Source organism: Streptococcus sp. oral taxon 431 (genome assembly GCF_023110115.1).
Taxonomy (GTDB): Bacteria; Bacillota; Bacilli; order Lactobacillales; family Streptococcaceae; genus Streptococcus.
Genome location: NZ_JALDVP010000002.1, coordinates 281,753 through 306,649 on the forward strand (window position 1 = coordinate 281,753; position 24,897 = coordinate 306,649).

Annotated in this window: 27 protein-coding genes and 1 pseudogene; 11 read left to right on the forward strand and 17 right to left on the reverse strand. The window is 41.1% G+C overall.

Going from position 1 to position 24,897, the window contains the following annotated elements; translation table 11 throughout:
- Positions 1-203: 203 nt before the first annotated feature.
- From gatC to nusB, 8 genes are all read left to right on the forward strand, one after another.
- Positions 204-506, forward strand: coding sequence for an Asp-tRNA(Asn)/Glu-tRNA(Gln) amidotransferase subunit GatC (gatC, locus tag M1F91_RS04220; protein WP_247912765.1), 303 nt, complete (start codon positions 204-206; stop codon positions 504-506).
- A complete protein-coding gene (gatA, locus tag M1F91_RS04225) occupies positions 506-1,972 on the forward strand; it encodes an Asp-tRNA(Asn)/Glu-tRNA(Gln) amidotransferase subunit GatA (RefSeq protein ID WP_247912766.1) in 1,467 nt (488 codons plus the stop codon). The genes gatC and gatA overlap by 1 nt, the downstream gene beginning before the upstream one ends.
- Positions 1,972-3,414, forward strand: a complete 1,443-nt coding sequence (gene gatB, locus M1F91_RS04230) for an Asp-tRNA(Asn)/Glu-tRNA(Gln) amidotransferase subunit GatB (RefSeq protein ID WP_247912767.1) — start codon at positions 1,972-1,974, stop codon at positions 3,412-3,414. The genes gatA and gatB overlap by 1 nt, the downstream gene beginning before the upstream one ends.
- 87 nt (positions 3,415-3,501) lie before the next feature.
- Complete coding sequence (locus M1F91_RS04235) at positions 3,502-4,497, forward strand: zinc-ribbon domain-containing transport protein (protein WP_247912768.1); 996 nt, start codon at positions 3,502-3,504, stop codon at positions 4,495-4,497.
- Positions 4,498-4,506: 9 nt separating this feature from the next.
- Complete coding sequence (locus M1F91_RS04240; RefSeq protein ID WP_247912769.1) at positions 4,507-5,820, forward strand: SPFH domain-containing protein; 1,314 nt, start codon at positions 4,507-4,509, stop codon at positions 5,818-5,820.
- Between the two features lie 80 nt (positions 5,821-5,900).
- On the forward strand, positions 5,901-6,461 hold the full coding sequence (efp, locus tag M1F91_RS04245; RefSeq protein WP_004251910.1) for an elongation factor P: 561 nt from the start codon (positions 5,901-5,903) through the stop codon (positions 6,459-6,461).
- A 21-nt stretch (positions 6,462-6,482) separates the two neighbouring features.
- The gene (locus tag M1F91_RS04250; protein ID WP_247912770.1) at positions 6,483-6,872 is read left to right on the forward strand and encodes an Asp23/Gls24 family envelope stress response protein; all 390 of its coding nucleotides are present in this window, start codon (positions 6,483-6,485) and stop codon (positions 6,870-6,872) included.
- A complete protein-coding gene (gene nusB, locus M1F91_RS04255) occupies positions 6,865-7,287 on the forward strand; it encodes a transcription antitermination factor NusB (RefSeq protein WP_247912771.1) in 423 nt (140 codons plus the stop codon). Before M1F91_RS04250 ends, nusB begins: the two co-directional genes overlap by 8 nt.
- Positions 7,288-7,408: 121 nt before the next feature.
- On the opposite strand, the gene M1F91_RS04260 is transcribed toward nusB, so the two are convergent.
- The 13 genes from M1F91_RS04260 to M1F91_RS04320 form a co-directional block, all read right to left on the reverse strand.
- On the reverse strand, positions 7,409-8,176 hold the full coding sequence (locus M1F91_RS04260) for an acetyl-CoA carboxylase carboxyl transferase subunit alpha (RefSeq protein WP_247912772.1): 768 nt from the start codon (positions 8,174-8,176) through the stop codon (positions 7,409-7,411).
- Positions 8,176-9,039 (reverse strand): acetyl-CoA carboxylase, carboxyltransferase subunit beta, encoded by an 864-nt coding sequence (gene accD / locus M1F91_RS04265; RefSeq protein ID WP_004251892.1) that lies wholly within the window; start codon positions 9,037-9,039, stop codon positions 8,176-8,178. The genes M1F91_RS04260 and accD overlap by 1 nt, the downstream gene beginning before the upstream one ends.
- A gap of 34 nt (positions 9,040-9,073) precedes the next feature.
- A complete protein-coding gene (gene accC / locus M1F91_RS04270; protein WP_247912773.1) occupies positions 9,074-10,441 on the reverse strand; it encodes an acetyl-CoA carboxylase biotin carboxylase subunit in 1,368 nt (455 codons plus the stop codon).
- Between the two features lie 11 nt (positions 10,442-10,452).
- Positions 10,453-10,875, reverse strand: a complete 423-nt coding sequence (gene fabZ, locus M1F91_RS04275) for a 3-hydroxyacyl-ACP dehydratase FabZ (RefSeq protein ID WP_000565515.1) — start codon at positions 10,873-10,875, stop codon at positions 10,453-10,455.
- A complete protein-coding gene (gene accB / locus M1F91_RS04280) occupies positions 10,872-11,354 on the reverse strand; it encodes an acetyl-CoA carboxylase biotin carboxyl carrier protein (protein WP_247912774.1) in 483 nt (160 codons plus the stop codon). Before accB ends, fabZ begins: the two co-directional genes overlap by 4 nt.
- Positions 11,355-11,356: 2 nt before the next feature.
- Entirely contained in the window at positions 11,357-12,592 is a 1,236-nt protein-coding gene (fabF, locus tag M1F91_RS04285) for a beta-ketoacyl-ACP synthase II (protein ID WP_247912890.1), read from the reverse strand.
- Positions 12,593-12,614: 22 nt separating this feature from the next.
- The gene (gene fabG, locus M1F91_RS04290; protein ID WP_247912775.1) at positions 12,615-13,349 is read right to left on the reverse strand and encodes a 3-oxoacyl-[acyl-carrier-protein] reductase; all 735 of its coding nucleotides are present in this window, start codon (positions 13,347-13,349) and stop codon (positions 12,615-12,617) included.
- 32 nt (positions 13,350-13,381) lie between these two features.
- Positions 13,382-14,302, reverse strand: a complete 921-nt coding sequence (gene fabD, locus M1F91_RS04295) for an ACP S-malonyltransferase (protein ID WP_247912776.1) — start codon at positions 14,300-14,302, stop codon at positions 13,382-13,384.
- Positions 14,295-15,269 (reverse strand): enoyl-[acyl-carrier-protein] reductase FabK, encoded by a 975-nt coding sequence (gene fabK, locus M1F91_RS04300; RefSeq protein ID WP_247912777.1) that lies wholly within the window; start codon positions 15,267-15,269, stop codon positions 14,295-14,297. The genes fabD and fabK overlap by 8 nt, the downstream gene beginning before the upstream one ends.
- Before the next feature lie 116 nt (positions 15,270-15,385).
- Positions 15,386-15,610 (reverse strand): acyl carrier protein, encoded by a 225-nt coding sequence (locus tag M1F91_RS04305; RefSeq protein WP_000257840.1) that lies wholly within the window; start codon positions 15,608-15,610, stop codon positions 15,386-15,388.
- A 57-nt stretch (positions 15,611-15,667) separates the two neighbouring features.
- Positions 15,668-16,642: a beta-ketoacyl-ACP synthase III gene (locus M1F91_RS04310; RefSeq protein WP_247912778.1), complete on the reverse strand. Its 975-nt coding sequence runs from the start codon at positions 16,640-16,642 to the stop codon at positions 15,668-15,670.
- The gene (locus tag M1F91_RS04315; RefSeq protein ID WP_004251873.1) at positions 16,642-17,076 is read right to left on the reverse strand and encodes a MarR family transcriptional regulator; all 435 of its coding nucleotides are present in this window, start codon (positions 17,074-17,076) and stop codon (positions 16,642-16,644) included. Before M1F91_RS04315 ends, M1F91_RS04310 begins: the two co-directional genes overlap by 1 nt.
- A gap of 91 nt (positions 17,077-17,167) precedes the next feature.
- Positions 17,168-17,953 (reverse strand): enoyl-CoA hydratase, encoded by a 786-nt coding sequence (locus tag M1F91_RS04320; RefSeq protein ID WP_247912779.1) that lies wholly within the window; start codon positions 17,951-17,953, stop codon positions 17,168-17,170.
- A 253-nt stretch (positions 17,954-18,206) separates the two neighbouring features.
- Here M1F91_RS04320 and M1F91_RS04325 point away from each other — a divergent pair, with 253 nt between their 5' ends.
- From M1F91_RS04325 to serS, 3 genes are all read left to right on the forward strand, one after another.
- Positions 18,207-19,571 carry an aspartate kinase gene (locus M1F91_RS04325; protein WP_247912780.1) on the forward strand — a complete coding sequence of 455 codons (1,365 nt, stop codon included), beginning with the start codon at positions 18,207-18,209 and terminating at the stop codon, positions 19,569-19,571.
- 2 nt (positions 19,572-19,573) lie between these two features.
- Positions 19,574-19,945, forward strand: a complete 372-nt coding sequence (locus M1F91_RS04330; protein ID WP_004251868.1) for a DUF956 family protein — start codon at positions 19,574-19,576, stop codon at positions 19,943-19,945.
- Between the two features lie 213 nt (positions 19,946-20,158).
- Complete coding sequence (gene serS, locus M1F91_RS04335; protein WP_247912781.1) at positions 20,159-21,433, forward strand: serine--tRNA ligase; 1,275 nt, start codon at positions 20,159-20,161, stop codon at positions 21,431-21,433.
- Between the two features lie 94 nt (positions 21,434-21,527).
- Here serS and groL read toward each other — a convergent pair whose 3' ends face one another.
- The 4 genes and pseudogenes from groL to M1F91_RS04355 all read right to left on the reverse strand — a co-directional run bounded on the left by groL (position 21,528) and on the right by M1F91_RS04355 (position 24,831).
- Positions 21,528-23,147 carry a chaperonin GroEL gene (groL, locus tag M1F91_RS04340; protein WP_247912782.1) on the reverse strand — a complete coding sequence of 540 codons (1,620 nt, stop codon included), beginning with the start codon at positions 23,145-23,147 and terminating at the stop codon, positions 21,528-21,530.
- A 15-nt stretch (positions 23,148-23,162) separates the two neighbouring features.
- Positions 23,163-23,447 (reverse strand): co-chaperone GroES, encoded by a 285-nt coding sequence (gene groES, locus M1F91_RS04345; protein ID WP_247912783.1) that lies wholly within the window; start codon positions 23,445-23,447, stop codon positions 23,163-23,165.
- A 154-nt stretch (positions 23,448-23,601) separates the two neighbouring features.
- Complete coding sequence (locus tag M1F91_RS04350; protein ID WP_247912784.1) at positions 23,602-23,997, reverse strand: single-stranded DNA-binding protein; 396 nt, start codon at positions 23,995-23,997, stop codon at positions 23,602-23,604.
- A gap of 72 nt (positions 23,998-24,069) precedes the next feature.
- Positions 24,070-24,831: pseudogene (locus tag M1F91_RS04355) on the reverse strand (SDR family NAD(P)-dependent oxidoreductase).
- Positions 24,832-24,897: the final 66 nt, after the last annotated feature.

Genomic DNA, 24,897 nt, shown 5'->3' on the forward strand with positions numbered 1-24,897 from the left:
TTAACGTGTTCTAGTTGAGTCAATTCCACATCCTTTTTACCAACTAAAAACGACTGTTATTCTTTCTTCTAATTTCAACCATTATATCGAAATAAAAAGTATTTTTCAATTTCTGTTTCTTTTTAGCTTGGCTTGCCTTATTTATAGGAAAATATGGTAAAATAGAACAGATAAAGAATCATCATTTCACGAAAGGATATCCGATGAAAATTACGCAAGAAGAGGTAACTCACGTTGCCAATCTTTCAAAATTAAAATTCTCAGAAGAAGAAACTGCTTCATTTGCGACAACACTCTCAAAAATTGTTGATATGGTCGAATTGCTCAGTGAAGTCGACACTACTGGTGTTGCACCTACTACAACGATGGCTGACCGTAAAACTGTTCTCCGACCTGATGTGGCCGAAGAAGGAACAGACCGTGACCGCTTGTTTAAAAATGTACCTGAAAAAGATAACTACTATATCAAGGTGCCAGCTATCCTAGATGATGGAGGAGATGCCTAATGACTTTTAATCATAAAACCATTGAAGAGTTGCACAATCTCCTTGTTTCTAAGGAAATTTCAGCAACTGAACTAACTCAAGCAACGCTTGAAGATATCAAATCTCGTGAGACAGCTATCAATGCTTTCGTCACTATCGCTGAGGACCAAGCTCTTGCTCAAGCCAAGGCCATTGACCAAGCTGGTATTGATGCTGACAATGTTCTTTCAGGAATTCCACTTGCGGTTAAGGATAATATCTCTACAGACGGCATCCTAACAACTGCAGCCTCAAAAATGCTCTATAACTACGAGCCAATCTTTGATGCGACAGCTGTTGCCAATGCAAAAGCTAAGGGCATGATTGTTGTTGGGAAAACTAACATGGACGAATTTGCCATGGGTGGATCAGGTGAGACTTCTTACTACGGTGCTACCAAAAATGCTTGGGACCACAGCAAGGTTCCTGGTGGATCATCAAGTGGTTCTGCTGCCGCTGTAGCTTCTGGACAAGTCCGTTTATCACTTGGTTCCGATACTGGTGGTTCTATCCGCCAACCTGCTGCCTTTAACGGGATTGTTGGTCTCAAGCCAACCTACGGAACAGTTTCACGTTTCGGTCTCATTGCTTTTGGTAGCTCATTAGACCAAATTGGTCCTTTTGCACCAACTGTTAAGGAAAACGCCCACTTGCTCAATGCTATTGCTAGCGAAGATGCCAAAGACTCTACTTCTGCCCCTGTTCGCATTGCTGACTTTACTTCAAAAATCGGTCAAGACATAAAGGGCATGAAAATCGCTTTGCCTAAAGAATACCTTGATGAAGGAATTGACCCCGAAGTCAAAGAAACCATCCTTAACGCCGCTAAGCACTTTGAAAAGCTAGGTGCTATCGTCGAAGAAGTTAGCCTTCCACACTCTAAATACGGAGTTGCCGTTTACTACATCATCGCTTCTTCAGAAGCTTCATCAAACTTGCAACGTTTTGATGGTATTCGCTATGGTTTCCGTGCTGAAGACGCTAAGAACTTGGATGATATCTATGTAAACAGCCGCAGTCAAGGTTTCGGTGAAGAAGTTAAACGTCGTATCATGCTTGGTACTTTCAGTCTTTCATCAGGTTACTACGATGCCTACTACAAGAAGGCCGGACAAGTTCGTACCCTCATCATCCAAGATTTCGAAAACGTCTTTGAGGATTATGACTTGATTTTGGGACCAACTGCTCCTAGCGTTGCCTACGACTTGGATTCGCTCAACCATGATCCAGTTGCTATGTACTTGGCTGACCTTTTGACTATCCCTGTCAACTTGGCTGGTCTGCCAGGAATTTCTATTCCTGCTGGATTTGTTCAAGGTCTACCAGTAGGACTCCAATTGATTGGTCCTAAATATTCAGAAAAGACTATTTACCAAGCTGCTGCTGCTTTTGAAGCAACAACAGATTACCACAAACAACAACCCGTGATTTTTGGAGGTGATAACTAATGAACTTTGAAACAGTCATTGGACTTGAAGTCCACGTAGAGCTCAACACCAATTCAAAAATCTTCTCACCTACTTCTGCCCACTTTGGAAATGACCAAAATGCCAACACCAACGTGATTGACTGGTCTTTCCCAGGTGTTCTCCCAGTTCTCAATAAAGGTGTTGTTGATGCCGGTATCAAGGCCGCTCTTGCCCTCAATATGGACATCCACAAGAAAATGCACTTTGACCGTAAGAACTACTTCTATCCAGATAATCCTAAAGCCTATCAAATTTCTCAATTTGATGAGCCAATCGGTTACAATGGTTGGATTGAAGTAGAACTTGAGGATGGTACAACTAAGAAAATCGGTATCGAACGTGCCCACTTGGAAGAAGATGCCGGTAAGAACACCCACGGAACAGATGGTTTCTCTTATGTTGACCTCAACCGTCAAGGGGTGCCATTGATTGAGATTGTATCTGAAGCCGACATGCGCTCACCAGAAGAAGCCTACGCTTATCTAACAGCCCTGAAGGAAGTTATCCAATATGCTGGTATTTCCGACGTTAAGATGGAAGAAGGTTCCATGCGTGTAGATGCTAACATTTCCCTTCGTCCTTATGGTCAAGAGAAATTTGGTACCAAGACTGAGTTGAAAAACTTGAACTCCTTCTCAAATGTCCGCAAGGGTCTTGAGTACGAAGTGCAACGTCAGGCTGAAATTCTTCGCTCAGGTGGTCAAATTCGCCAAGAAACACGTCGTTACGATGAAGCGAACAAGGCAACTATCCTCATGCGTGTTAAAGAAGGTGCTGCAGACTATCGCTACTTCCCAGAACCAGACCTACCACTCTTTGAAATCTCAGATGAGTGGATCGAGGAAATGCGCACTGAATTGCCAGAGTTTCCAAAAGAGCGCCGTGCTCGCTATGTCTCTCAACTCGGATTATCAGACTACGATGCTAGTCAGTTGACTGCCAATAAAGTCACTTCTGACTTCTTTGAAAAAGCTGTCGCCCTCGGTGGTGATGCCAAACAAGTTTCTAACTGGCTCCAAGGTGAAGTGGCACAATTCTTGAATGCTGAAGGCAAGACACTAGAACAAATCGCATTGACACCTGAAAACTTGGTGGAAATGATTGCCATCATCGAAGACGGCACTATTTCATCTAAGATTGCCAAGAAAGTATTCGTTCACCTTGCTAAAAACGGTGGCGGTGCTCGTGAATACGTGGAAAAAGCTGGTTTGGTTCAAATCTCAGATCCTGAAGTCTTGATTCCAATTATCCACCAAGTCTTTGCGGATAATGAAGCAGCTGTTGCCGACTTCAAGTCAGGAAAACGTAACGCTGATAAAGCCTTCACCGGCTTCCTCATGAAGGCAACCAAAGGACAAGCCAACCCACAAGTTGCCCTTAAACTGCTTGCCCAAGAATTGGCTAAGTTGAAAAATGATTAATCAATAAATCTAAATATAACTGTCACAAGCTGATATAAAATTCTAGCTTGCTGCCTTGCACTCTGTACTCACATAGTTAGGAGACATATGAAAAAGTTATATACTCTTATCGCTACCTTCTTGCTTCTTCTATTTGTGACACCTCTACAATCAATCGATGCGGGTGTTGGACATTCTCGAAGTGGTAGCTCTAGCCGTAGCAGTTCACGAAGTAGTAGTTCTAGTCGCAGTAGTTCACGAAGTAGTAGTTCTAGTCGTTCAAGTGGTAGTTCTTCTTCTAGAAGCAGCTATCGTTCTGGCGGTAGTTACTCAAGTTCAGGTGGATCTTTAGGTACCGGGATGACTATTCTTATCATGTTTGGTGTCGGGGCTTTCCTACTCTTCATGCTCATCAAGTACCTTAACGATCAGAACACTCCATCTGAAACACCGTATAGAAGACATACTACTAACTACGAACCAGAGCCAATTAGCCATCGTAGAGTTGAAAATAATAACCAAGCTATCGACCGACTCAGATACTACGATCCAAACTTTGATGCGGATGCTTTCACTACATGGGTTAGAGAAGTCTACATCCAGTTACAATCAGCTTGGACTAAAAAAGATTGGAATTTGGTGCGCTCACTTGAAAGTGCTAGCCTCTATACTCAACACAGTGCTCAACTGGAAGAACATATTCAGGCACAAACAACAAATGTCTTGGAACGAGTTTATGTTGATAATGTACGAATCAAAGATTTCAAGAGTAATCCAGATGGAAATGATACTTTAGTGGTTATCCTTTCATCTACTTTGAGAGACTATGTCATCGACGACAAGACTCGTAAGGTTATCGAAGGAGATCCTAAACAAGATCTATTTACAGTTTATCAAATGAACTTCATCCGCAAACATGGTAGCCAAACTGAAAACAATGTTCAAGATGAAGCTGTTAGCGACCACTGTCCAAACTGTGGTGCTCCACTTAAAATCTCAGCTATTAGCCAATGTGAATACTGCGGAGCTGAGCTCACACGTAGTCCAAATCAATGGGTTCTTGATACCTATGAAGTTGTGGATGAAGACGAACTTTATAATTAGGAGGAAATTATGGGATTTATCCGTGCTGCCCTTTCAGCTGGGCTAAATAGTTTTAATGATAGCAAATTCAAGGAAGCCGTTGTACTTCCAGACCAAGTCTCTGCAGACGTCATGGCCATCAAGGGACAATTGCTTACAAAAGATCCTGACGGTGGTTCAAGACAAAGCAATCAAAATACAGGACTATTAACAGACGGTTCTGTTGTCATTGTCCCTCAAGGATATGTTGCTGTTCTTGTCAATAATGGTACCTTCCTAGGGGATGTACTTGAAGCTGGAAGCCATGAATGGCGTGCAGGTGATAACGCTTGGCTCCTTGAAAAAGGTGGAATCAAGGGTACTTGGGAAAACTTCAAAAACCGCTTCTCTTTTGGTGGACAAGTTATTACTCGACAAGAAATCATCTTTATCCGTATGCAACCAATCGCAGGGAATAAATTTGGTACCCAAAATGCTGTAGAGTATTTCAGTGAACGTTACCAACAAATGCTCAATATCCGTTTTTACGGTTTGTTTGACATCAAAGTTGCGGATCCAGTTCTTTTCTATGTTAGCTCTATCAGTCAACAAATTGAGGAACATAAACCATTTACACTCCAAGATATTGCTCAAGGAACACTTCGACAAAATATCTCTCCTAAAATCGCAATTGCTATCGCTAAGTATACCAATGAAAACAGAGTTGATATCTATAGCCTCAATGCCAACCAAGATACTTTCAATGAACTTGCTAAACAAGAAGTCAACAAGGTATGGACAGGACTTTACGGTATTGAAGCAACCAATATCCTTCTTGAGGATTTGAGCTACGACCAAGAAAGCATGGAGATTGTACGTAAACTTGACAGCGAACTCGTTGCTATGAAATACAATACCATCGAGATTGAAGAACGTCGTGCTCGTAACGAAGCTCTTATTGCTGCAGCTAATAACGAAGGTAATGGCAATGGTATGAATATGTTTATGGGTATGAATCTCGGTCAAACTCTCGGTGGTCAACTCACCCAACAAGCTCAACCTGTTAGCCCAAATCAAACCGTTCCTCCAGTACAACCCGCTGATCCAAACCAAGCTTTTACTCCGGTACAAACGGCAAGTCCTGAGCAAGTTGCTAGCCCAGTAGAGACTGTTAGCCCTGAACAAACCGCTAACTCAGTAGAAACTACTACTCAAGAAGTAACAACTTCTGCAGAAGAATCTACTAGTCCTGAGCAAACTACCAACTCTAAACAAACCGCTAATAAAAACTTCTACATCGAAGTCGATGGCAAGTACGTATTGGTAACCAAAGACGAAGAAGGAAACATTGTTCCTGTCAACTAATCTCACTTTCCTGATATTTGAGAAATCTTACGACTTATGATACAATAAAGAGTAAATTATTTTATTAAAGAGGTAAAAACATGATCGAAGCAAGTAAATTAAAGGCTGGTATGACCTTTGAAACAGCTGACGGAAAATTGATCCGCGTTTTGGAAGCTAGCCACCACAAACCAGGTAAAGGAAACACTATCATGCGTATGAAATTGCGTGATGTCCGTACTGGTTCAACATTTGAAACTAGCTACCGTCCAGAGGAAAAATTTGAACAAGCGATTATCGAAACTGTTCCAGCACAATACTTGTACAAAATGGACGATACAGCTTATTTCATGAACACTGAAACTTACGACCAATACGAAATTCCTGTTGTAAATGTTGAAAATGAATTGCTTTACATCCTTGAAAATTCTGAAGTTAAAATTCAATTTTACGGAACTGAAGTAATCGGTGTAACAGTACCTACAACTGTTGAATTGACAGTTGCTGAAACTCAACCATCTATTAAAGGTGCAACTGTTACCGGTTCTGGTAAACCAGCTACAATGGAAACTGGACTTGTCGTTAACGTTCCAGACTTCATCGAAGCAGGACAAAAACTCGTTATCAACACTGCAGAAGGAACTTACGTTTCTCGTGCCTAATCTCTAGAAAGAGGTCATTCTATGGGAATTGAAGAACAATTAGGCGAAATCGTTATCGCCCCACGTGTACTTGAAAAAATCATTGCAATCGCTACAGCTAAAGTTGATGGTGTCCACTCTTTTTCAAATAAATCAGTATCTGACACCCTTTCAAAACTTTCACTCGGTCGTGGCGTCTATCTAAAAGAATCTGATGAAGAACTAATAGCTGATATCTATCTCTATCTTGAGTATGGTGTCAAGGTTCCTAAGGTTGCAATGGCTATTCAAAAAGCTGTAAAAGATGCCGTTCGTAATATGGCTGATGTAGAACTCAATGCTGTGAATATTCACGTTGCTGGTATTGCACCAGATAAAACACCAAAACCAGCGTTAACAGATTTGTTTAATGAGGACTTCCTCAATGACTAGTCCATTATTAGAATCTAGACGCGAACTACGAAAATGTGCCTTCCAAGCACTGATGAGTCTTGAATATGGTTCTGATATTGAAACTGCTTGTCGCTTCGCTTATACTCATGATCGAGAAGACGACGAGGTAAAACTCCCTAGCTTCCTAATCGATCTTGTATCTGGTGTTCAAGCTCAAAAAGAGGAACTAGACAAACAAATCACTCAGCATTTAAAGTCTGGTTGGACGATTGAACGTTTAACTTTAGTTGAAAAGAATTTATTGCGTTTAGGAGTTTTCGAAATCACTTCCTTTGATACTCCTCAACTTGTAGCTGTGAATGAAGCTATTGAACTTGCAAAAAGCTTTTCAGATCAAAAATTAGCCCGTTTCATTAACGGACTGCTCAGTCAATTTGTAACTGAAGAAAATTAAATATAAAAAGTGTTTGACAGATATCAAACACTTTTTTATTTCACTTCAATCAAATGAATGGTTCTTTTCGGGAACAAGAAAAAGCTAGAACTTATAGTTAGTTCCAGCTTTTCTATATTTCTTAGTATTTTCTAAAGCGTTGGTAACGTTCCTCAATGAGCTGCTCTAGTGGCAGTTTACCAAGTTCATCAAGTTCTGCTCGGAGTTGTTCCTTGACTTGCTTGATCAGATCTTTACTTGATAGACCTACCTCAGAGATAACCTTATCAACAATTTTCATCTCTAGCAATTCGAAAGAAGTAATTTTCATCAACTCTGCAGCTTCCATGGCACGACTGCCATCCTTCCAAAGAATAGACGCAAAGCCTTCAGGACTGAGAACTGCATAGATCGAGTTTTCTAACATCCAAACACGGTCAGCTACTGCAAGAGCTAAAGCCCCTCCTGAGCCACCTTCACCAATAATAATAGCTATAATCGGTACCTTGAGATCGCTCATCTCCATAAGGTTACGAGCAATAGCTTCACCTTGACCACGCTCCTCTGCTCCGACACCAGGATAGGCACCAGCCGTGTTGATAAAGGTTACAACAGGACGACCAAATTTTTCAGCCTGCTTCATCAAGCGAAGGGCTTTTCGATAACCCTCAGGATGAGGTTGTCCAAAGTTACGGTTAAGATTATCCTGTAAGCTTTTACCTTTTTGAATTCCAACAACAGTTACTGCTTGGTCTCCCAACCAACCGATACCACCAATAACAGCACCATCATCTCGGAAAGAGCGATCACCATGTAGCTCTACAAAGTCATCAAATATTCCTGTTGCGAAGTCCAAGGCAGTTAAGCGGGTTTGTTCACGTGCTTCTCTGACGATTTTTGCAATATTCATCAACAATCCCCCTTATGTAACCTTACTAATCGAGCAATCATATCTGGCAATTCTCTCCGTTTAACAATAGCATCCACAAATCCATGTTCTAACAAAAACTCTGCCTTCTGGAAATCCTCAGGCAAATCTTCCCTTACGGTATTTTCAATGACACGACGTCCAGCAAATCCTACCAAACTTTGAGGCTCTGCCAAGATAATATCCCCTTCCATAGCAAAGGAAGCTGTAACACCCCCAGTTGTTGGATCAGTAAGGATTGTTAGGTAAAAGAGACCTGCATTGGAATGACGTTTGACTGCTGCAGAGATTTTAGCCATCTGCATCAAACTCATGATTCCTTCTTGCATACGTGCTCCACCAGATGCTGTAAACAAGACGACTGGTAATTTTTCAGCTGTCGCGTATTCAAACAATCTTGTGATTTTTTCACCAACTACTGTTCCCATGGATGCCATGATAAAATTAGAATCCATGATTCCGAGAGCAACTTTTTCACCCTTAATCAAAGCAGTTCCTGTAACAACAGCCTCATCAAGACCTGTTTTTTCACGCATGGAGGCTAATTTTTTCTGGTAGCCTGGAAATTCCAATGGATCTTGCGTCTCAATTCCTGTGAACATCTCTAGGAAGCTTCCCATATCAATGGTTAAAGCAAGACGCTCTTGAGCTGAAATACGGAAGGTATAGCCACAGTGAGGACAAATACGGTCACTTCCCAAATCCTTTTGGTAAATGGTATGTTTACAACCTGGACATTTTGAGAAGAGTTCGTCTGGAACCTCAGGCTTGGCTTGGGGCTTTTCTCTAAGTGAACGATTGGGATTAATTCGTATATATTTATCTTTTTTACTAAATAGAGCCATACATCCCCCTTTTCAGTCTCATATTCTTTTTACATTATTCTTTTTCTTGATAGTGTGGTAAGAAAGTTTCCATCAAGAATGAAGTATCGTAGTCCCCTGCAATCACACGACGGTCTGAAATCAAATCGAGTTGAAAATCAGCATTGGTGACGACCCCTTCAATTTCGAGTTCATAAAGAGCTCTTTGCATTTTCATGAGTGCATCAAAACGATTTTCACCATGAACAATAATTTTAGCAATCATACTATCATAGTATGGTGGAATGGTATACCCTGGATAAACTGCAGAGTCAACACGCAAGCCAACACCACCACTTGGTAGATAAAGATTAGTAATCTTACCTGGGCTCGGTGCAAAATTAAAGGCTGGGTTTTCTGCGTTGATACGGCACTCAATAGCATGTCCTTTTAGAACAATGTCTTCTTGTTTCAGAGTCAAAGGTTGACCTGACGCAATACGGATTTGTTCCTTGACAATATCCACACCAGAAACAAATTCGGTTACTGGATGTTCTACTTGGACACGAGTATTCATCTCCATAAAGTAGAATTTCCCAGTTGTTTCATCTAGTAGGAATTCGATGGTACCCGCATTTTCATAACCAACAGACTCCGCTGCACGGACTGCTGCAGCACCAATTTCATTACGAAGTGTTTTCCCAATAGCAATCGAAGGACTTTCTTCTAGAACCTTTTGGTTATTCCGCTGAAGCGAACAGTCACGCTCACCTAGGTGAATAACATGTCCCATTTGGTCAGCAAGAATCTGTACCTCAATGTGGCGAGCAGGATATATCACGCGCTCGAGGTACATAGCCCCGTTACCAAAGTTTGCTTTGGCTTCACTAGAGGCTGTTTCAAAGGCTGATACAAGATCTTCTGCCTTTTCAACCTTACGAATCCCTTTACCACCACCTCCAGCTGAAGCTTTCAGCATAACTGGATAACCAATTTTTTCGGCAACAGCCAGAGCCTCTTCTGCAGTATGGACTTCTCCATCTGATCCTGGAATGACAGGCACATTAGCCTTAATCATTTGAGCACGGGCGTTAATTTTATCTCCCATGACATCCATTACTCGAGCTGATGGCCCGATAAATTTGATACCGACTTCTTCACACATAGTTGCAAATTTGGAATTTTCACTTAAAAAACCAAATCCAGGGTGAATAGCTTCAGCTTCAGTCAAGACCGCAGCTGATAGGATGGCATTGATGTTCAGATAAGATTCTGTAGCCTTCCCAGGGCCGATACAGATAGCCTCATCAGCCAAAAGCGTGTGGAGAGCTTCCTTGTCAGCAGTCGAATAGACAGCGACTGTTGCGATTCCTAACTCTCGTGCCGCACGAATAATACGAACAGCAATTTCACCACGATTGGCAATTAAAATCTTATGAAACATGGAAAACCTCCCTAGTTTCCAATAGCAAAGGTTAGAGTACCGCTTGCTGCAAGCTTACCATCTACTTCTGCCTTCGCTTCTACTACGGCGATTGTGCCACGACGTTTGACAAAAGTTGCTGTCATGACAAGCTGATCACCAGGAACAACTTGTTTCTTAAACTTAACCTTATCCATGCCAGCATAGAAGACAAGTTTCCCTTTGTTTTCAGGTTTAGATAATTCCAAAACACCTGCTGTCTGAGCCAAAGCTTCCATAATGAGGACTCCAGGCATAACTGGGTATTGAGGAAAATGACCATTGAAGAAAGGTTCGTTAATCGTTACATTTTTAATAGCAACAATTGTATCTTCACTAACTTCTAAGACACGATCTACTAAGAGCATGGGATAACGGTGTGGCAAAGCTTCTTTAATTCCTTGAATATCAATCATTTGATACGTACCAAGCCTTTCCCAAACTCAACCATTTCTTCATTTTCAACAAGAATTTCTGTTACGACACCGTCTTTAGGTGCTGGAATTTCGTTCATGACCTTCATAGCTTCGATGATGACCAAGGTTTGGCCTTTTTTGACAGTATCACCGACTGAAACAAAATTAGGTTTGTCTGGTCCGGCAGCCAAGTATGCAACTCCAACAAGCGGACTTTCTACAAGGTCTCCTTCAGCTACAGATTCAGTAGTATTTGATTCTGGAACAGTTTCTACAACTGGTGCTGTAGTTGGAGCTTGTGGTGCAACTGTAGGTGCAGCTGCTGAAACCACTGGTTGAGGTGCTAGACTTGTTTCTGCCACAAGTTTCGCTTCATTCTTACTGAAAACCAACTCATCCGTTCCATTTTTATAAGAAAATTCTTTCAAGCTTGACTGGTCAAATTGTGCCATCAAGTCTTTGATTTCATTTAAATTCATTTTTACTTATTCTCCCAACGTTTGAAAGCAAGAACTGCATTATGCCCACCAAATCCAAAAGTATTTGAGATAGCATAAGGAATTTCACGTTCCACACCTTGTCCATAAATAACGTTTGCTTCAATGTAGTCTGACACTTCTGTTGTTCCAGCTGTCATTGGAACATAGTTGTTACGGATTGCTTCAATTGTTGCAATAGCCTCAACTGCACCTGCTGCACCCAGCAAGTGGCCTGTAAATGACTTGGTTGAAGATACAGGTACTTCCTTACCAAGAACCGCTACGATAGCACCACTTTCTCCCTTTTCATTAGCAGGAGTTGATGTACCGTGAGCATTGACATAAGCTACTTGGTCTGGTGTAATCTCAGCTTCCTCCAAAGCAAGTTTGATAGCTTTAATAGCACCTTGGCCTTCTGGATGAGGTGAAGTCATATGGTAGGCATCACAAGTATTCCCGTAACCAACAACTTCCGCTAGGATAGTTGCACCGCGTTTTTCAGCATGCTCTAAACTTTCAAGGACTAACATACCTGAACCTTCACCCATAACAAATCCATTACGGTCTTTATCAAATGGAATAGAAGCACGAGTTGGATTCTCTGTTGTTGAAAGAGCTGTTAAGGCTTGGAAACCAGCGATCGCAAATGGAGTAATTGAAGATTCTGATCCACCAACTAACATGATATCTTGGAAACCAAATTTGATAGAACGGAAGGCGTCTCCGATAGCATCATTTGATGAAGCGCAAGCTGTGTTGATAGATTTACAGATACCGTTGGCACCAAAGCGCATAGCTACATTTCCTGCAGCCATATTTGGCAAGGCTTTTGGAAGTGTTAATGGTTTAACACGTTTTGGTCCTTTTTCGTGAAGTCGAAGGACTTGGTCTTCGATTTCTCTGATTCCACCGATACCTGATGCAACGATGACACCAAAGCGGTCTTTATCAAGCGCTTCTACGTCAAGATTTGCATTGTTCACTGCTTCTTGAGCTGCATACAAGGCATATAAAGAATAATCATCGAAACGATTGGTATCTTTTTTTACAAAATATTTGTCAAAAGGAAAATCATTAATCTCTGCTGCATTATGGACGTCAAAAGCACTGTGATCAAACTTGGTGATTTCACCAATCCCAATCTTTCCATTCTTTAAATTGTTCCAAAATTCTTCTGGCGTATTCCCAATTGGAGATGTTAATCCATAACCTGTTACTACTACACGATTTAGTTTCATTTTCATACCTCTATTTTAACTCTTATTGCATGGTAAGTCCACCATCAATTGCAATGACTTGTCCCGTTAGATAATCTTGGCTTGCAAGAAAGGCTGTGACCTCTGCCACTTGCTCAGCTTGGCCAAATTGTTTCATCGGAATTTGTGCCAACATAGCATCTTTTACCTTATCAGATAGGACTGCAGTCATATCAGATTCGATCATTCCTGGAGCAATGGCATTGACACGTACATTACGATTGGCTACCTCACGTGCTACTGATTTGGTAAATCCAATTAGACCAGCCTTAGATGCAGCGTAGTTCGCTTGACCGATATTTCCCATCAAACCAACGACACTGGACATATTGATAATGGCCCCTTCACGAGCTTTTATCATCTGCTTCAAGACTGCTTGCGTCATATTGAAGGCTCCCGTTAGATTGACTTTCAAGACCTTCTCAAAATCTTCTTCTGTCATCTTCAGCATGAGAGTGTCTTGAGTAATCCCGGCGTTATTCACTAGGATGTCAACTGAACCTAGCCCTTCAATGGCTTGGTCCACCATTCGTTTTGCATCCGTAAAATCAGAAACATCACCAGAAATAGCAAGAACCTTCACCCCGTAAGGTTTAAATTCGTCTAGAAGCTCCTCGGAGATTTCACCACGACTATTCAAGACAACGTTGGCTCCCAAGCTGGCAAATTTATGAGCAATGGCAAGACCAATTCCTCGACTTGAGCCTGTAATAAAGACATTTTTCTGTTCTAGTTTCATTTTTCTCCTTTCAGAACTTCTATCATCCTGATCTAATTTTCTAAGAGTGCTTGTAAACTTGCTTGATCTTCCACATTTGCAAGTTGAGCAGTTTTATCAATCTTTTTAACAAATCCTGACAAGACTTTCCCAGGACCAATTTCGATAAAACGAGTCACACCAGCTTCTTGCATAAGAGCAATGCTTTCATAGAAACGCACAGGTTCCTTAACTTGACGAGTCAAGAGTTCTGCAATTCGTTCTTTTTCCATGACCTTTGCTTCTGTATTACCAACAAGTGGACAAGCAAAGTCATTAAACTCAACATCTTCTAGGACTTGAGCTAATTTTTGACTAGCAGATTCCAATAAAGCTGTATGGAAAGGTCCAGAAACATTTAGCGGAATTAAGCGTTTTGCTCCTGCTTCTTGCAAGAGTTCAACTGCACGATCCACAGCAACCACCTCACCACCAATAACAATTTGGCTTGGGGTATTGTAGTTAGCTGGAGTCACAACTCCAAGTTGAGAAGCTTCTTGACAAGCTTGTTCAATAACTTCAACTGGAGTATTGAGTACGGCTACCATTTTACCAGACCCTGCAGGTGCCGCTTCTTCCATATAAGCCCCACGTTTAGCAACTAGAGCCACTGCATCTTCAAAATCCAAGGCACCACTAGCTACAAGGGCAGAATATTCACCAAGAGACAGGCCTGCCACTATATCTGGTTGGTAACCCTTCTCCTTTAGTAGTCGGTAAATGGCAACGGATGTAGCCAAAATAGCTGGTTGTGTGTAACGAGTCTGATTTAGCTTCGTTTCATCGTTATCAATCAAGTCACGAAGATCATAACCTAAGACCTGGCTAGCTTGATCGATTGTTTCCTTGACGATAGCATATTGGTCGTATAGTTCACGTCCCATTCCAAGGTACTGGGCTCCTTGACCTGCAAATAGAAAGGCTGTTTTAGTCATTTCTTGTAACTCCTGCCCAACGAGCGGCTTCTTTTTGAATTTTCTCAGCTGCACCATAGTAGATATCTTTTAAGATTTCTTCAACTGTTTCTTCTTTAGATACCAAACCTGCAATCTGGCCGGCCATTACTGAACCGCCATCTACATCACCATGGACAACAGCCTTGGCCAAAGCTCCTGCACCCATTTGTTCAAAGATTTCTAAGTCTGGATTTTCTTGTTTAAAGGCATCTTTTTCAGCTTGCTCGAAATCACGAGTCAATTGATTTTTGATGGCACGAACTGCGTGACCAAAATGTTGTGCTGAAATAGTTGTATCAATATCACGAGCCTTTAAAATCTTAGCTTTGTAGTTTGGATGAGCATTTGATTCTTTAGCAACTACAAAACGAGTTCCTACTTGCACAGCTTCCGCACCAAGCATAAATCCAGCAGCAGCTCCCTCACCGTCTGCAATACCACCTGCAGCGATAACAGGAATTGAAACAGCCGTCGCAACTTGACGAACCAAGGTCATGGTTGTTAATTTACCAATGTGTCCACCGGCTTCCATACCTTCACAAATAACAGCATCTGCACCGATTTTTTCCATACGTTTAGCCAAAGCTACGCTAGGAACTACAGGAATAACGGTGATTCCTGCTTCATGAAATCGCTCCATATATTTACTTGGGTTTCCTGCACCAGTTGTGACTACCTTAACCCCTTCTTCAATCACAAGGTCCACAATATCATCAACAAATGGAGACAAGAGCATGATGTTGACACCAAAAGGCTTGTCTGTTAAAGATTTAATTTTATCGATGTTGGCTTTAACCACTTCTTTAGGTGCGTTTCCTCCACCAATGATACCGAGACCACCAGCTTTTGAAACAGAGCCAGCCAAATCGCCATCTGCTACCCAGGCCATTCCACCTTGGAAGATAGGATATTTAATATTTAATAGTTCAGTGATACGTGTTTTCATATTGCCTCCATAAGTCTTGCTTACGTAATAGTTCGACTTTATTATAATTTGACGGTCAAACTATTACCTAAACAAGAGGGAGCGGGTCTCCCCTACTCCTTCTTTATTTATTCTAATTATTTAGTTTGCTCTTCAACGTAAGCAACCAAGTCGCCAACTGTTTTCAAGTTGTCTTCAGCTTCGATTTGGATATCAAAAGCGTCTTCGATTTCTGAGATTACTTGGAACAAGTCCAATGAATCTGCATCCAAATCATCAAAAGTAGATTCAAGTGTTACTTCTGATGCATCTTTTCCAAGTTCTTCAACGATAATTTCTTGTACTTTTTCAAATACTGCCATGATAGACTCCTTTAAAATAAATAGTTTTTTATAACAATGTGATCACCACATGATTACCTAAATTGTAACAATAAGTGTGCCCCATGTCAAACCTCCACCGAAACCTGACAAGAGAATTTTTTGGCTACCATCCAAATGGATGAGCCCTTCTTCTACACACTCAGAAAGTAAAATCGGGATACTTGCCGCACTAGTATTTCCATACTTCATCATATTAGCAGGAAGCTTGTCACGATCGACACCGATTTTTCTAGCCATCTTATCTAAAATTCGAATATTAGCTTGATGAAGCAAGAGATAATCGAGTTCATCTGCTGATATTGGACTTTTTTCGATGGTCTGTTTAATAGATTTAGCCACGTCTCGAATTGCAAAGTCAAAAACTGCTCTCCCATCCATTTTCAAGAAAACATCTGGTTCTTCTTGAATCGAAAATGGTGAAATCAATCCTGTCTGTCCATAAGTGAGACACTCACCACGAGAACCATCGCTATTGAGACTTTCAACTAAGAAATGTTTTTGGTCACTTGCCTCAAGTAGTACACCACCAGCTCCATCTCCGAACAAGACAGCTGTCGAGCGGTCAGACCAATCCAAAGATTTTGACATGGTCTCACTACCGATAACCAGCCCCTTACGATATGTTCCTGAAGAAATGAACTTTTCTGCAGTCGATAGGGCAAAAACAAATCCACTACAAGCAGCTGTTAAATCATAGGCAAAAGCCTTATGAGCGCCAATCTTTGCCTGAACACGAGCTGCGGTTGAAGGCATCATCGAGTCAGGTGTCATCGTCGCTATAATGATGAAATCTAGCTCTTCAGCAGAAATTCCTGCCTTCTCTATAAGTTGTCTTGCAACCTCTGTAGCCAAATCTCCTGTTGATTCTGTTTTAGAAATATGACGTTCTTTAATCCCTGTCCGACTTGAAATCCATTCATCACTTGTATCCATGACCTGAGCCAAGTCTTCGTTAGTGATAATCTGCTCTGGAGCATAATGAGCGACCTGGCTTATTTTTGCAAAAGCCATTACTTCAAATCCTCCAAAAAGTGATAAAGATTAGTCAACCCTTTTCCCATAACTTCAATCTCTTCAGGACTCATGCCCTCGATAATTCTTTCGACCATGGCCTTATGGAAACGTTTATGAAGACGATGAACGAGGCGACCTTTCTTTGTCAAATGCAGATGTACTACACGACGATCTTGATCTGAACGGATACGTTCGATGTATCCTTTTCGTTCCAAATTATTTAAACTCGTTGTCACAGTCCCTAGAGTTACCATCAACTCTTTGGACACCTGACTTGGAGTCACTTCTGGATACTTACCGATAACATCAATCGTGTGCATTTCTTTGATAGAGATGTCTTTGAAACGACTACCTCGCAAACTTACTTCCTCGATCACTAGGACGTTGTTAAAAATTGATGTTAAATAGTCATTGACTTGTTGGTAGTCCATTTCTCTTCCCTCCTTTACCAAAAAAAGTTTAATAATCAAAACATTTGACAAAAAAAGTATATCAAACTTCAAAAAATAGTGCAAGTATTTTTTATTTCCCGACAAATTTTGGACGTCTTCTTTCAGAATGTGCCCGAACACCTTCTTTAAAATCTTCCGTATAGGATAGTGATTTTTGTAGCTCCAATTCAAGTTGAGCATATTCATGCCACTGCTTGAACTCACTCTCCCAAACAAGCTTCTTAATTGCTGCATAAGAATTTGAAGAACCACGTCTCAACTTCTTCAATAATTGTTCTCTTGTTTTTTCTAATTGTTCACTAGTACATAGGCGATATAGAACTCCTGCCTCCATTGCTTTTTCAGCGGTGAAAGCTTCTCCAGTCATAGCTAATTGAGTTGCTCTAGTTGCACCGAGCGATCTTGTAAGCAAGAATAAGCCACCCGCGTCAGGAGCCAATCCTACACCTACAAAAGCCTGGATAAATTTAGACTTGTCAGATGCGATACAAAAATCAACTGCCAAGGCCATATTAGCTGCAGCTCCAGCAACTGCTCCATCCACCTCCATGATAACAGGTTTAGGAATCTGTTTAATCTTATATGAAATAGTATTGACCAATTCAGCAATTCGAGTTAAGGAAGCAATATCATCCTCATCAACAGCACGCTTCATTTCAACTAAATCGCCACCAACAGAAAACACCTTACCAGCAGCATTGATGAGAATAAATGAAACAGAATCGTCTTTTTCAGCTAATTCCAGTGCTCCTAAAATTTCTTCACACATAGGAATATGGAAACCATTTGCCACCTCGGGACGATTTAAAGTAATCACCGCTAAATCGTCTTGAATTTGAAAGATAATATGATTCATAGCCACTCCTTTAATTTAAAAAGCTGATTAAATTATTTTATCTTCAAAGTATATCTTTTTCTTTTTAGTTATACAAGCAAAAAATGTATAAAAGTGTATCAGCCGATTTTTAAAGGGTCTTTTCTATACTAAAAATAACTAAGTTAAGCTAATCAGGTCCAGACCTCTAATAAGATGTAGCCTTTCCTATTGTAGATTGAAAAAAGCCCTTCTTTTTGCTATAATCGTATAAAATACTAACTGAGGAGTTCTTATGAAGGTTGTAAAATTTGGAGGAAGTTCACTCGCCTCTGCAAGCCAATTGAAAAAGGTTTTAAACATTGTAAAAAGTGACCCTGAACATCGTTTTGTAGTTGTATCTGCACCAGGAAAGCGCGATGCTAAAGATACCAAGGTTACGGATGCTTTGATTAAATATTATCGTGATTATGTAGCAGGGAATGATATCAGTGCTAGTCAAAATTGGATTATCGATCGTTACGCTGCAATGGTTAGCGAACTAGGACTTAAACCAGCTGTTTTAGAACGAATCTCTAAAAGCATCCGAACTCTTGCTACCCTTCCAATTGAAAACAATGAATTTCTTTACGATACCTTCCTTGCTGCAGGGGAAAATAACAACGCTAAACTCATTGCAGCTTACTTTAACCAAAATGGATTAGAATCTCGCTATGTTCATCCACGAGAGGCTGGTATTGTTGTTACAAGCGAACCTGGAAATGCTCGCATCATTCCTTCAAGTTATGACAAAATCGAAGAGCTCAATAATGGAACTGAAGTTCTGGTTATTCCGGGATTCTTCGGTGTGACTAAAGAGAATCAAATCTGTACCTTCTCTCGTGGTGGATCTGATATTACTGGTTCAATTATCGCAGCTGGAGTTAAAGCTGACCTTTATGAAAACTTTACTGATGTTGACGGAATTTTTGCTGCACACCCTGGTATCATTCACAAGCCACACTCAATCCCTGAATTGACTTACCGTGAAATGCGGGAATTGGCCTATGCAGGTTTCTCTGTACTACATGACGAAGCACTCCTTCCAGCCTACCGCGGAAAAATCCCTCTTGTTATCAAAAATACCAATAATCCTGACCATCCAGGTACTCGCATCGTTCTGAAACACAGCAGTGATGAATTCCCAGTAGTGGGGATTGCTGGTGATTCTGGTTTTGTCAGCATCAATATGTCTAAGTACCTGATGAACCGCGAAGTTGGTTTTGGTCGTAAAGTACTTCAAATTCTAGAAGACCTGAATATTGGTTGGGAACACATGCCTACAGGTATCGATGACCTTTCTATCATCCTTCGTGAGCGCGAGCTTACACCAATCAAAGAGGAAGAAATCCTCCGTCAACTTGTTCAAAAAGCTGAAGTTGACCATGCTGAAATCGAACATGACCTGTCTATCATCATGATTGTTGGCGAAAAAATGAAGCGCCATATCGGGGTAACTGCTACAGCCACTCGTGCCTTATCTGAAAACAATATCAACATTCAAATGATGTCACAAGGTTCTAGTGAAGTTTCTATCATGTTCGTTGTCCACAAAGACCAAGAAAAAGCGGCTCTTAAGGCTCTCTACCAAGCATTTTTCGGTGAAAGTAAGGAAGACTAAACATGGCACAATCTCTCAATAAAGTCGTTGATTTACAAACTACTGGAACTTCTTACCTCTCTATACAAGGAAAAGTTGGAAAATTTTTGGTAGGAGACCAAGCCTTGGAGTTTTACTCAGATCGCAATATTGAGGATTATATTCAAATCCCATGGTCTAGCGTTAATCAAATCGGAGCCAACGTTTCAGGCCGTAAGGTTAGTCGTCATTTTGAAGTTTTTACAGACCAAGGAAAATTCCTCTTTGCCTCAAAAGACTCCGGAAAAATTCTTAAAATTGCTCGGGAAAAAATCGGAAATGAAAAGGTTGTGAAGCTTCCAACCTTACTCCAAATCATCGGTCGTAAAATCAAAAATCTATTTGCAAAAAAATAGAAAGTTTAGTATAATCATAGAAACGGATAAGTAGGTTATCCTCTTCTTCCAGAAAGTCTGCGGATGCTGCGAGCAGATAGGAGAGATAGGTGAAATTCTACCGTTGTTTTAAATCAAATACAGAATCAAGTGCACACCTGTGAAGTTGGATGGAACCGTGGCTCTGCCACTCCAACGCTTTGTCAGGTGTGCTTTTTTCATAAAGGAGTTTATATGCTAGATATCAAACGTATTCGTACAGACTTTGATGCTGTCGCAGAAAAATTGGCTACACGTGGTGTAGACGCTGCTATCTTGAACGAGATGAAAGAAATCGATGCTAAACGTCGTGACATCTTGGTTAAGGTTGAAACCCTCAAGGCAGAGCGTAACACGGTTTCTGCTGAAATCGCCCAAGCTAAGCGCAACAAGGAAAATGCCGATGATAAGATTGCTGCCATGCAAACCCTATCTGCCGAAGTCAAAGCACTAGATGCAGAATTAGCTGAAATCGATGCTAAATTGACAGAATTTACCACTACTCTTCCAAACATCCCAGCTGACAGTGTTCCTATTGGGGCAGACGAAAATGATAACGTAGAAGTTCGCCGTTGGGGAACTCCTCGTGAGTTTGACTTTGAACCAAAAGCCCACTGGGATCTCGGAGAAGACCTTGGTATTCTTGACTGGGAACGTGGTGGAAAAGTCACTGGAGCTCGTTTCCTCTTCTATAAAGGCCTCGGAGCTCGCTTGGAACGTGCCATCTACAACTTTATGCTAGATGAACACGGAAAAGAAGGTTATACTGAAGTCATCACCCCTTACATGGTTAACCATGACTCTATGTTTGGTACTGGTCAATATCCAAAATTCAAGGAAGATACTTTTGAGCTCAGCGATACCAACTATGTCCTCATTCCTACAGCTGAAGTTCCTTTGACGAACTACTACCGTGATGAAATTATTGATGGTAAGGAACTGCCAATCTACTTTACTGCTATGAGTCCATCATTCCGTTCTGAAGCTGGTTCTGCTGGTCGCGATACTCGCGGTTTGATTCGTTTGCACCAATTCCACAAGGTAGAAATGGTGAAATTTGCTAAACCTGAAGAGTCATATGAAGAATTGGAGAAAATGACAGCCAACGCTGAAAACATCCTTCAAAAGCTCAACTTGCCATACCGTGTAGTTGCTCTTTCTACAGGAGATATGGGCTTCTCAGCTGCCAAGACTTACGACTTGGAAGTTTGGATTCCAGCGCAAAATACCTACCGCGAAATCTCAAGCTGTTCAAATACAGAAGATTTCCAAGCACGTCGTGCCCAAATCCGTTACCGTGATGAAGCCGATGGTAAGGTTAAACTTCTCCACACCTTGAACGGTTCTGGACTTGCTGTTGGACGTACCGTTGCTGCTATTCTTGAAAACTATCAAAACGAAGATGGTTCTGTTACTATTCCTGAAGTCCTTCGTCCATACATGGGTGGAGCTGAAGTTATCAAACCATAACATTTTCAGATAAAAAAGAGGAAGCTGTGCTCCCTCTTTTTAAGTGATTCAAAAGAAACAGGTAGAAATCATGATTTCTACCTGTTTTTATTTATTAGTAACCACCCATCATTGAAGGATCTATAGCTGGAGCTGGTGCTACCGGTTCTGGCTTGTTAGCCACAACTGCTTCTGTTGTCAAGATAAGACTTGCAACTGAAGCTGCGTTTTGAAGGGCTGAACGGCTAACCTTAACAGGATCGATAATACCTGCTTCAATCATGTTCACCCATTCACCTGTCGCAGCGTTGAAGCCAGTTCCAAGCTCTGCATTTTTCAAACGATCGATAACGATTGAACCTTCATAGCCTGCATTGTAGGCAATTTGGCGAACTGGTTCTTCCAAGGCACGAAGAACAATACTACGTCCTGTTGCTTCATCACCTGTCAATTCTAAAGCTTCAACAGCTGGAATGACATTCACTAAGGCAGTACCACCACCTGCAACAATACCTTCTTCCACTGCTGCACGGGTAGCGTTAAGGGCATCTTCGATGCGGAGTTTCATTTCTTTCAATTCAGTTTCAGTTGCAGCACCGACCTTGATAACTGCTACTCCACCTGATAATTTAGCCAAGCGTTCTTGGAGTTTTTCTCGGTCGAATTCTGAAGTTGTTGTTTCGATTTGAGACTTGATGACAGCGACACGGTTAGCAATTGCTTCAGGATTACCTGCGCCTTCTACAATAACAGTGCTATCTTTATCTACAGTCACTCTCGCTGCTTGACCTAAAGCTTCGATGGTTGCATCTTTTAACTCAAGACCAAGGTCTTCGGTAATAACAGTTCCACCTGTCAAAATCGCAATATCTTCCAACATCGCTTTACGACGGTCACCGAAACCAGGAGCCTTAACAGCAACTACGTTGAAAGTTCCACGAATCTTGTTCAAAACAAGAGTTGGAAGAGCTTCACCATCAACATCATCTGCAATAATCAAGAGCGGACGACTGCTTTGAAGAATACTTTCTAGAAGTGGCAAGATTTCTTGGATATTTGAAATTTTCTTGTCAGTAATTAAAATGTATGGATTTTCAAGGTCTGCAACCATTTTTTCATTATCAGTAACCATGTACTGAGATAGATAACCACGGTCAAATTGCATTCCTTCTACAACTTCAAGCTCTGTTTCCATACCACGTGATTCTTCAATAGTGATAACTCCATCTTTACCAACTTTTTCCATGGCTTCAGAGATGTACTCACCAACTTTTTCAGAACGAGATGAAACGGCAGCGACCTGCGCAATCGCTTCTTTGTTAGCAACAGGAATGGCATTGTTCTTCAAGGCTTCTACAGCAGTTGCAACCGCTGCTTCAATCCCTCGGCGGATACCAATTGGGTTTGCTCCAGCAGTAACGTTCTTGATCCCTTCACGAACAATTGCTTGAGTTAAGACAGTTGCAGTTGTTGTCCCGTCACCCGCAATATCATTGGTTTTAGAAGCTACTTCTGATACCAATTTGGCACCCATATTTTCAAAATGGTCTTCCAATTCGATTTCTTTTGCGATTGTTACACCATCATTGGTAATCAATGGTGAACCGAATGATTTTTCAAGAACAACGTTACGACCTTTAGGTCCCAAGGTTACTTTAACAGTATCAGCTAGGATATCAACACCTCGAACCATAGCTGAACGTGCATCAGATGAAAATTTAATGTCTTTTGCCATACTTACTTTCTCCTATTATTCTTCAACGATTGCCAAGATACTAGCTTCACCCACGATGAGGTATTTTTCATCCCCATCTTTAACATCAATACCCGCATGAGCTTCAACTAAAACCTGATCTCCAGCTTTTACACTTGGAGCGACTAACTCACCGCTCAAGGTACGAACACCCTGTCCAGTAGCCACTACAGTAGCTGTTTTCGTTTCTTCTTGGGCTGATTTTGCGAGGACAAATCCCCCAACAGTTTGTTCTTTTTCTTCAATTTTTAAGACCACACGGTCGCCTAATGGTTTCAACATCTGCTTTCCTCCATGAGATAATCATATTGTTAGCACTCTTTGTATATGAGTGCTAAACCATAGTTCTATTGTATCACTTGGTCAAAAATAGTCAAGGAAAAAGTCTGATTATAGCATAAAAAGAGTTCGAGAAAGCTCTCAAACTCCTATCGTTTTAGAAGGGAAGTTCCTCCTCTTCCAAAACCAAATCTGCTAGATCTTGGCCAGCATTATTTTCACGCATAGCACGTTGGGCACGACTTTCTAAAAGTTGGAAGCCTGTGGCGAGAACTTCGGTCACATAGTTGATCTGACCATTCTTCTCGAACTTACGGGTACGAAGCTCCCCGTCTACAGAAATGAGACTACCTTTGCTTGCATAGCTAGCCAAAGTTTCAGCAAGTTTCCCCCAGACAACAATGTTAATGAAGTCAGCTTCACGTTCCCCATTTTGGTCCTTGAAACGACGATTAATAGCAATAGTCGCACGGGCTACAGACTTGTCGTTGTTGGTTTTGTGCAACTCTGGTGTAGACGTTAAACGTCCGATCAGAATAACTTTATTATACATTTTTCATCCTCCTACTTATCTATTCGAAGGAAAAGAAAAAAAGTTACAAGATTTGTAACTTTTTTAATAATATTAATCTCTATGAATCATAAATCCAGTTGCTTGTTGATTGGCCATGATAGTCATATCTGTGATTTGTACTCGTCATGGTTGACTGGTCACATAAACGACAGTATCTGCGATATCTTGCGCCTGCAAAGCTTCGAGTCCCTGATAGACTGACGCCGCCCGTGCTTCATCTCCATGGAAACGGACTTTTGAAAAATCAGTTTCTACAATTCCTGGCTGAATAGTGGTCACCTTGATATCTGTCGCAATGGTGTCAATCCGAAGCCCATTTGAAAAAGTTTTGACTGCAGCCTTGGTTGCTGAATAGACCGCTGCTCCAGCATATGCGTATATACCTGCAGTAGACCCCATATTGATAATATGTCCTTGATTAGTTGCTACCATGGAAGGTAAGAGACAACGAGTAACAGCCATTAAACCCTTGACATTGGTATCTAGCATGGTCAACATATCCAACTCTTCATAGTCCTGATAAGGCGATAAACCTAGAGCCAGTCCAGCATTATTGACCAAGATATCAACCTGACCAACAGTTTCTAAAATTTCTGAACAAACAGTTTTTACCATGCTCATATCCGTAACATCTAACGGAAAGGTCCAGACTTTTTGATTTGGAAAGGCTTCTGTAAACTCGTTTTTTAGAACCTCGAGTCTTTCTGTTCGACGCCCTGTGAGTACAACATTCTCACCTTTTTCTAGATATGCACGCGCAATGGCTTCACCGATACCTGATGTTGCACCTGTAATGACTACATTTTTTGCCATCTTATTTCCCTCTGTCAAAGATCATAAATCACTTTTAGTGATTAAACAGTTCTATGAATACACTTT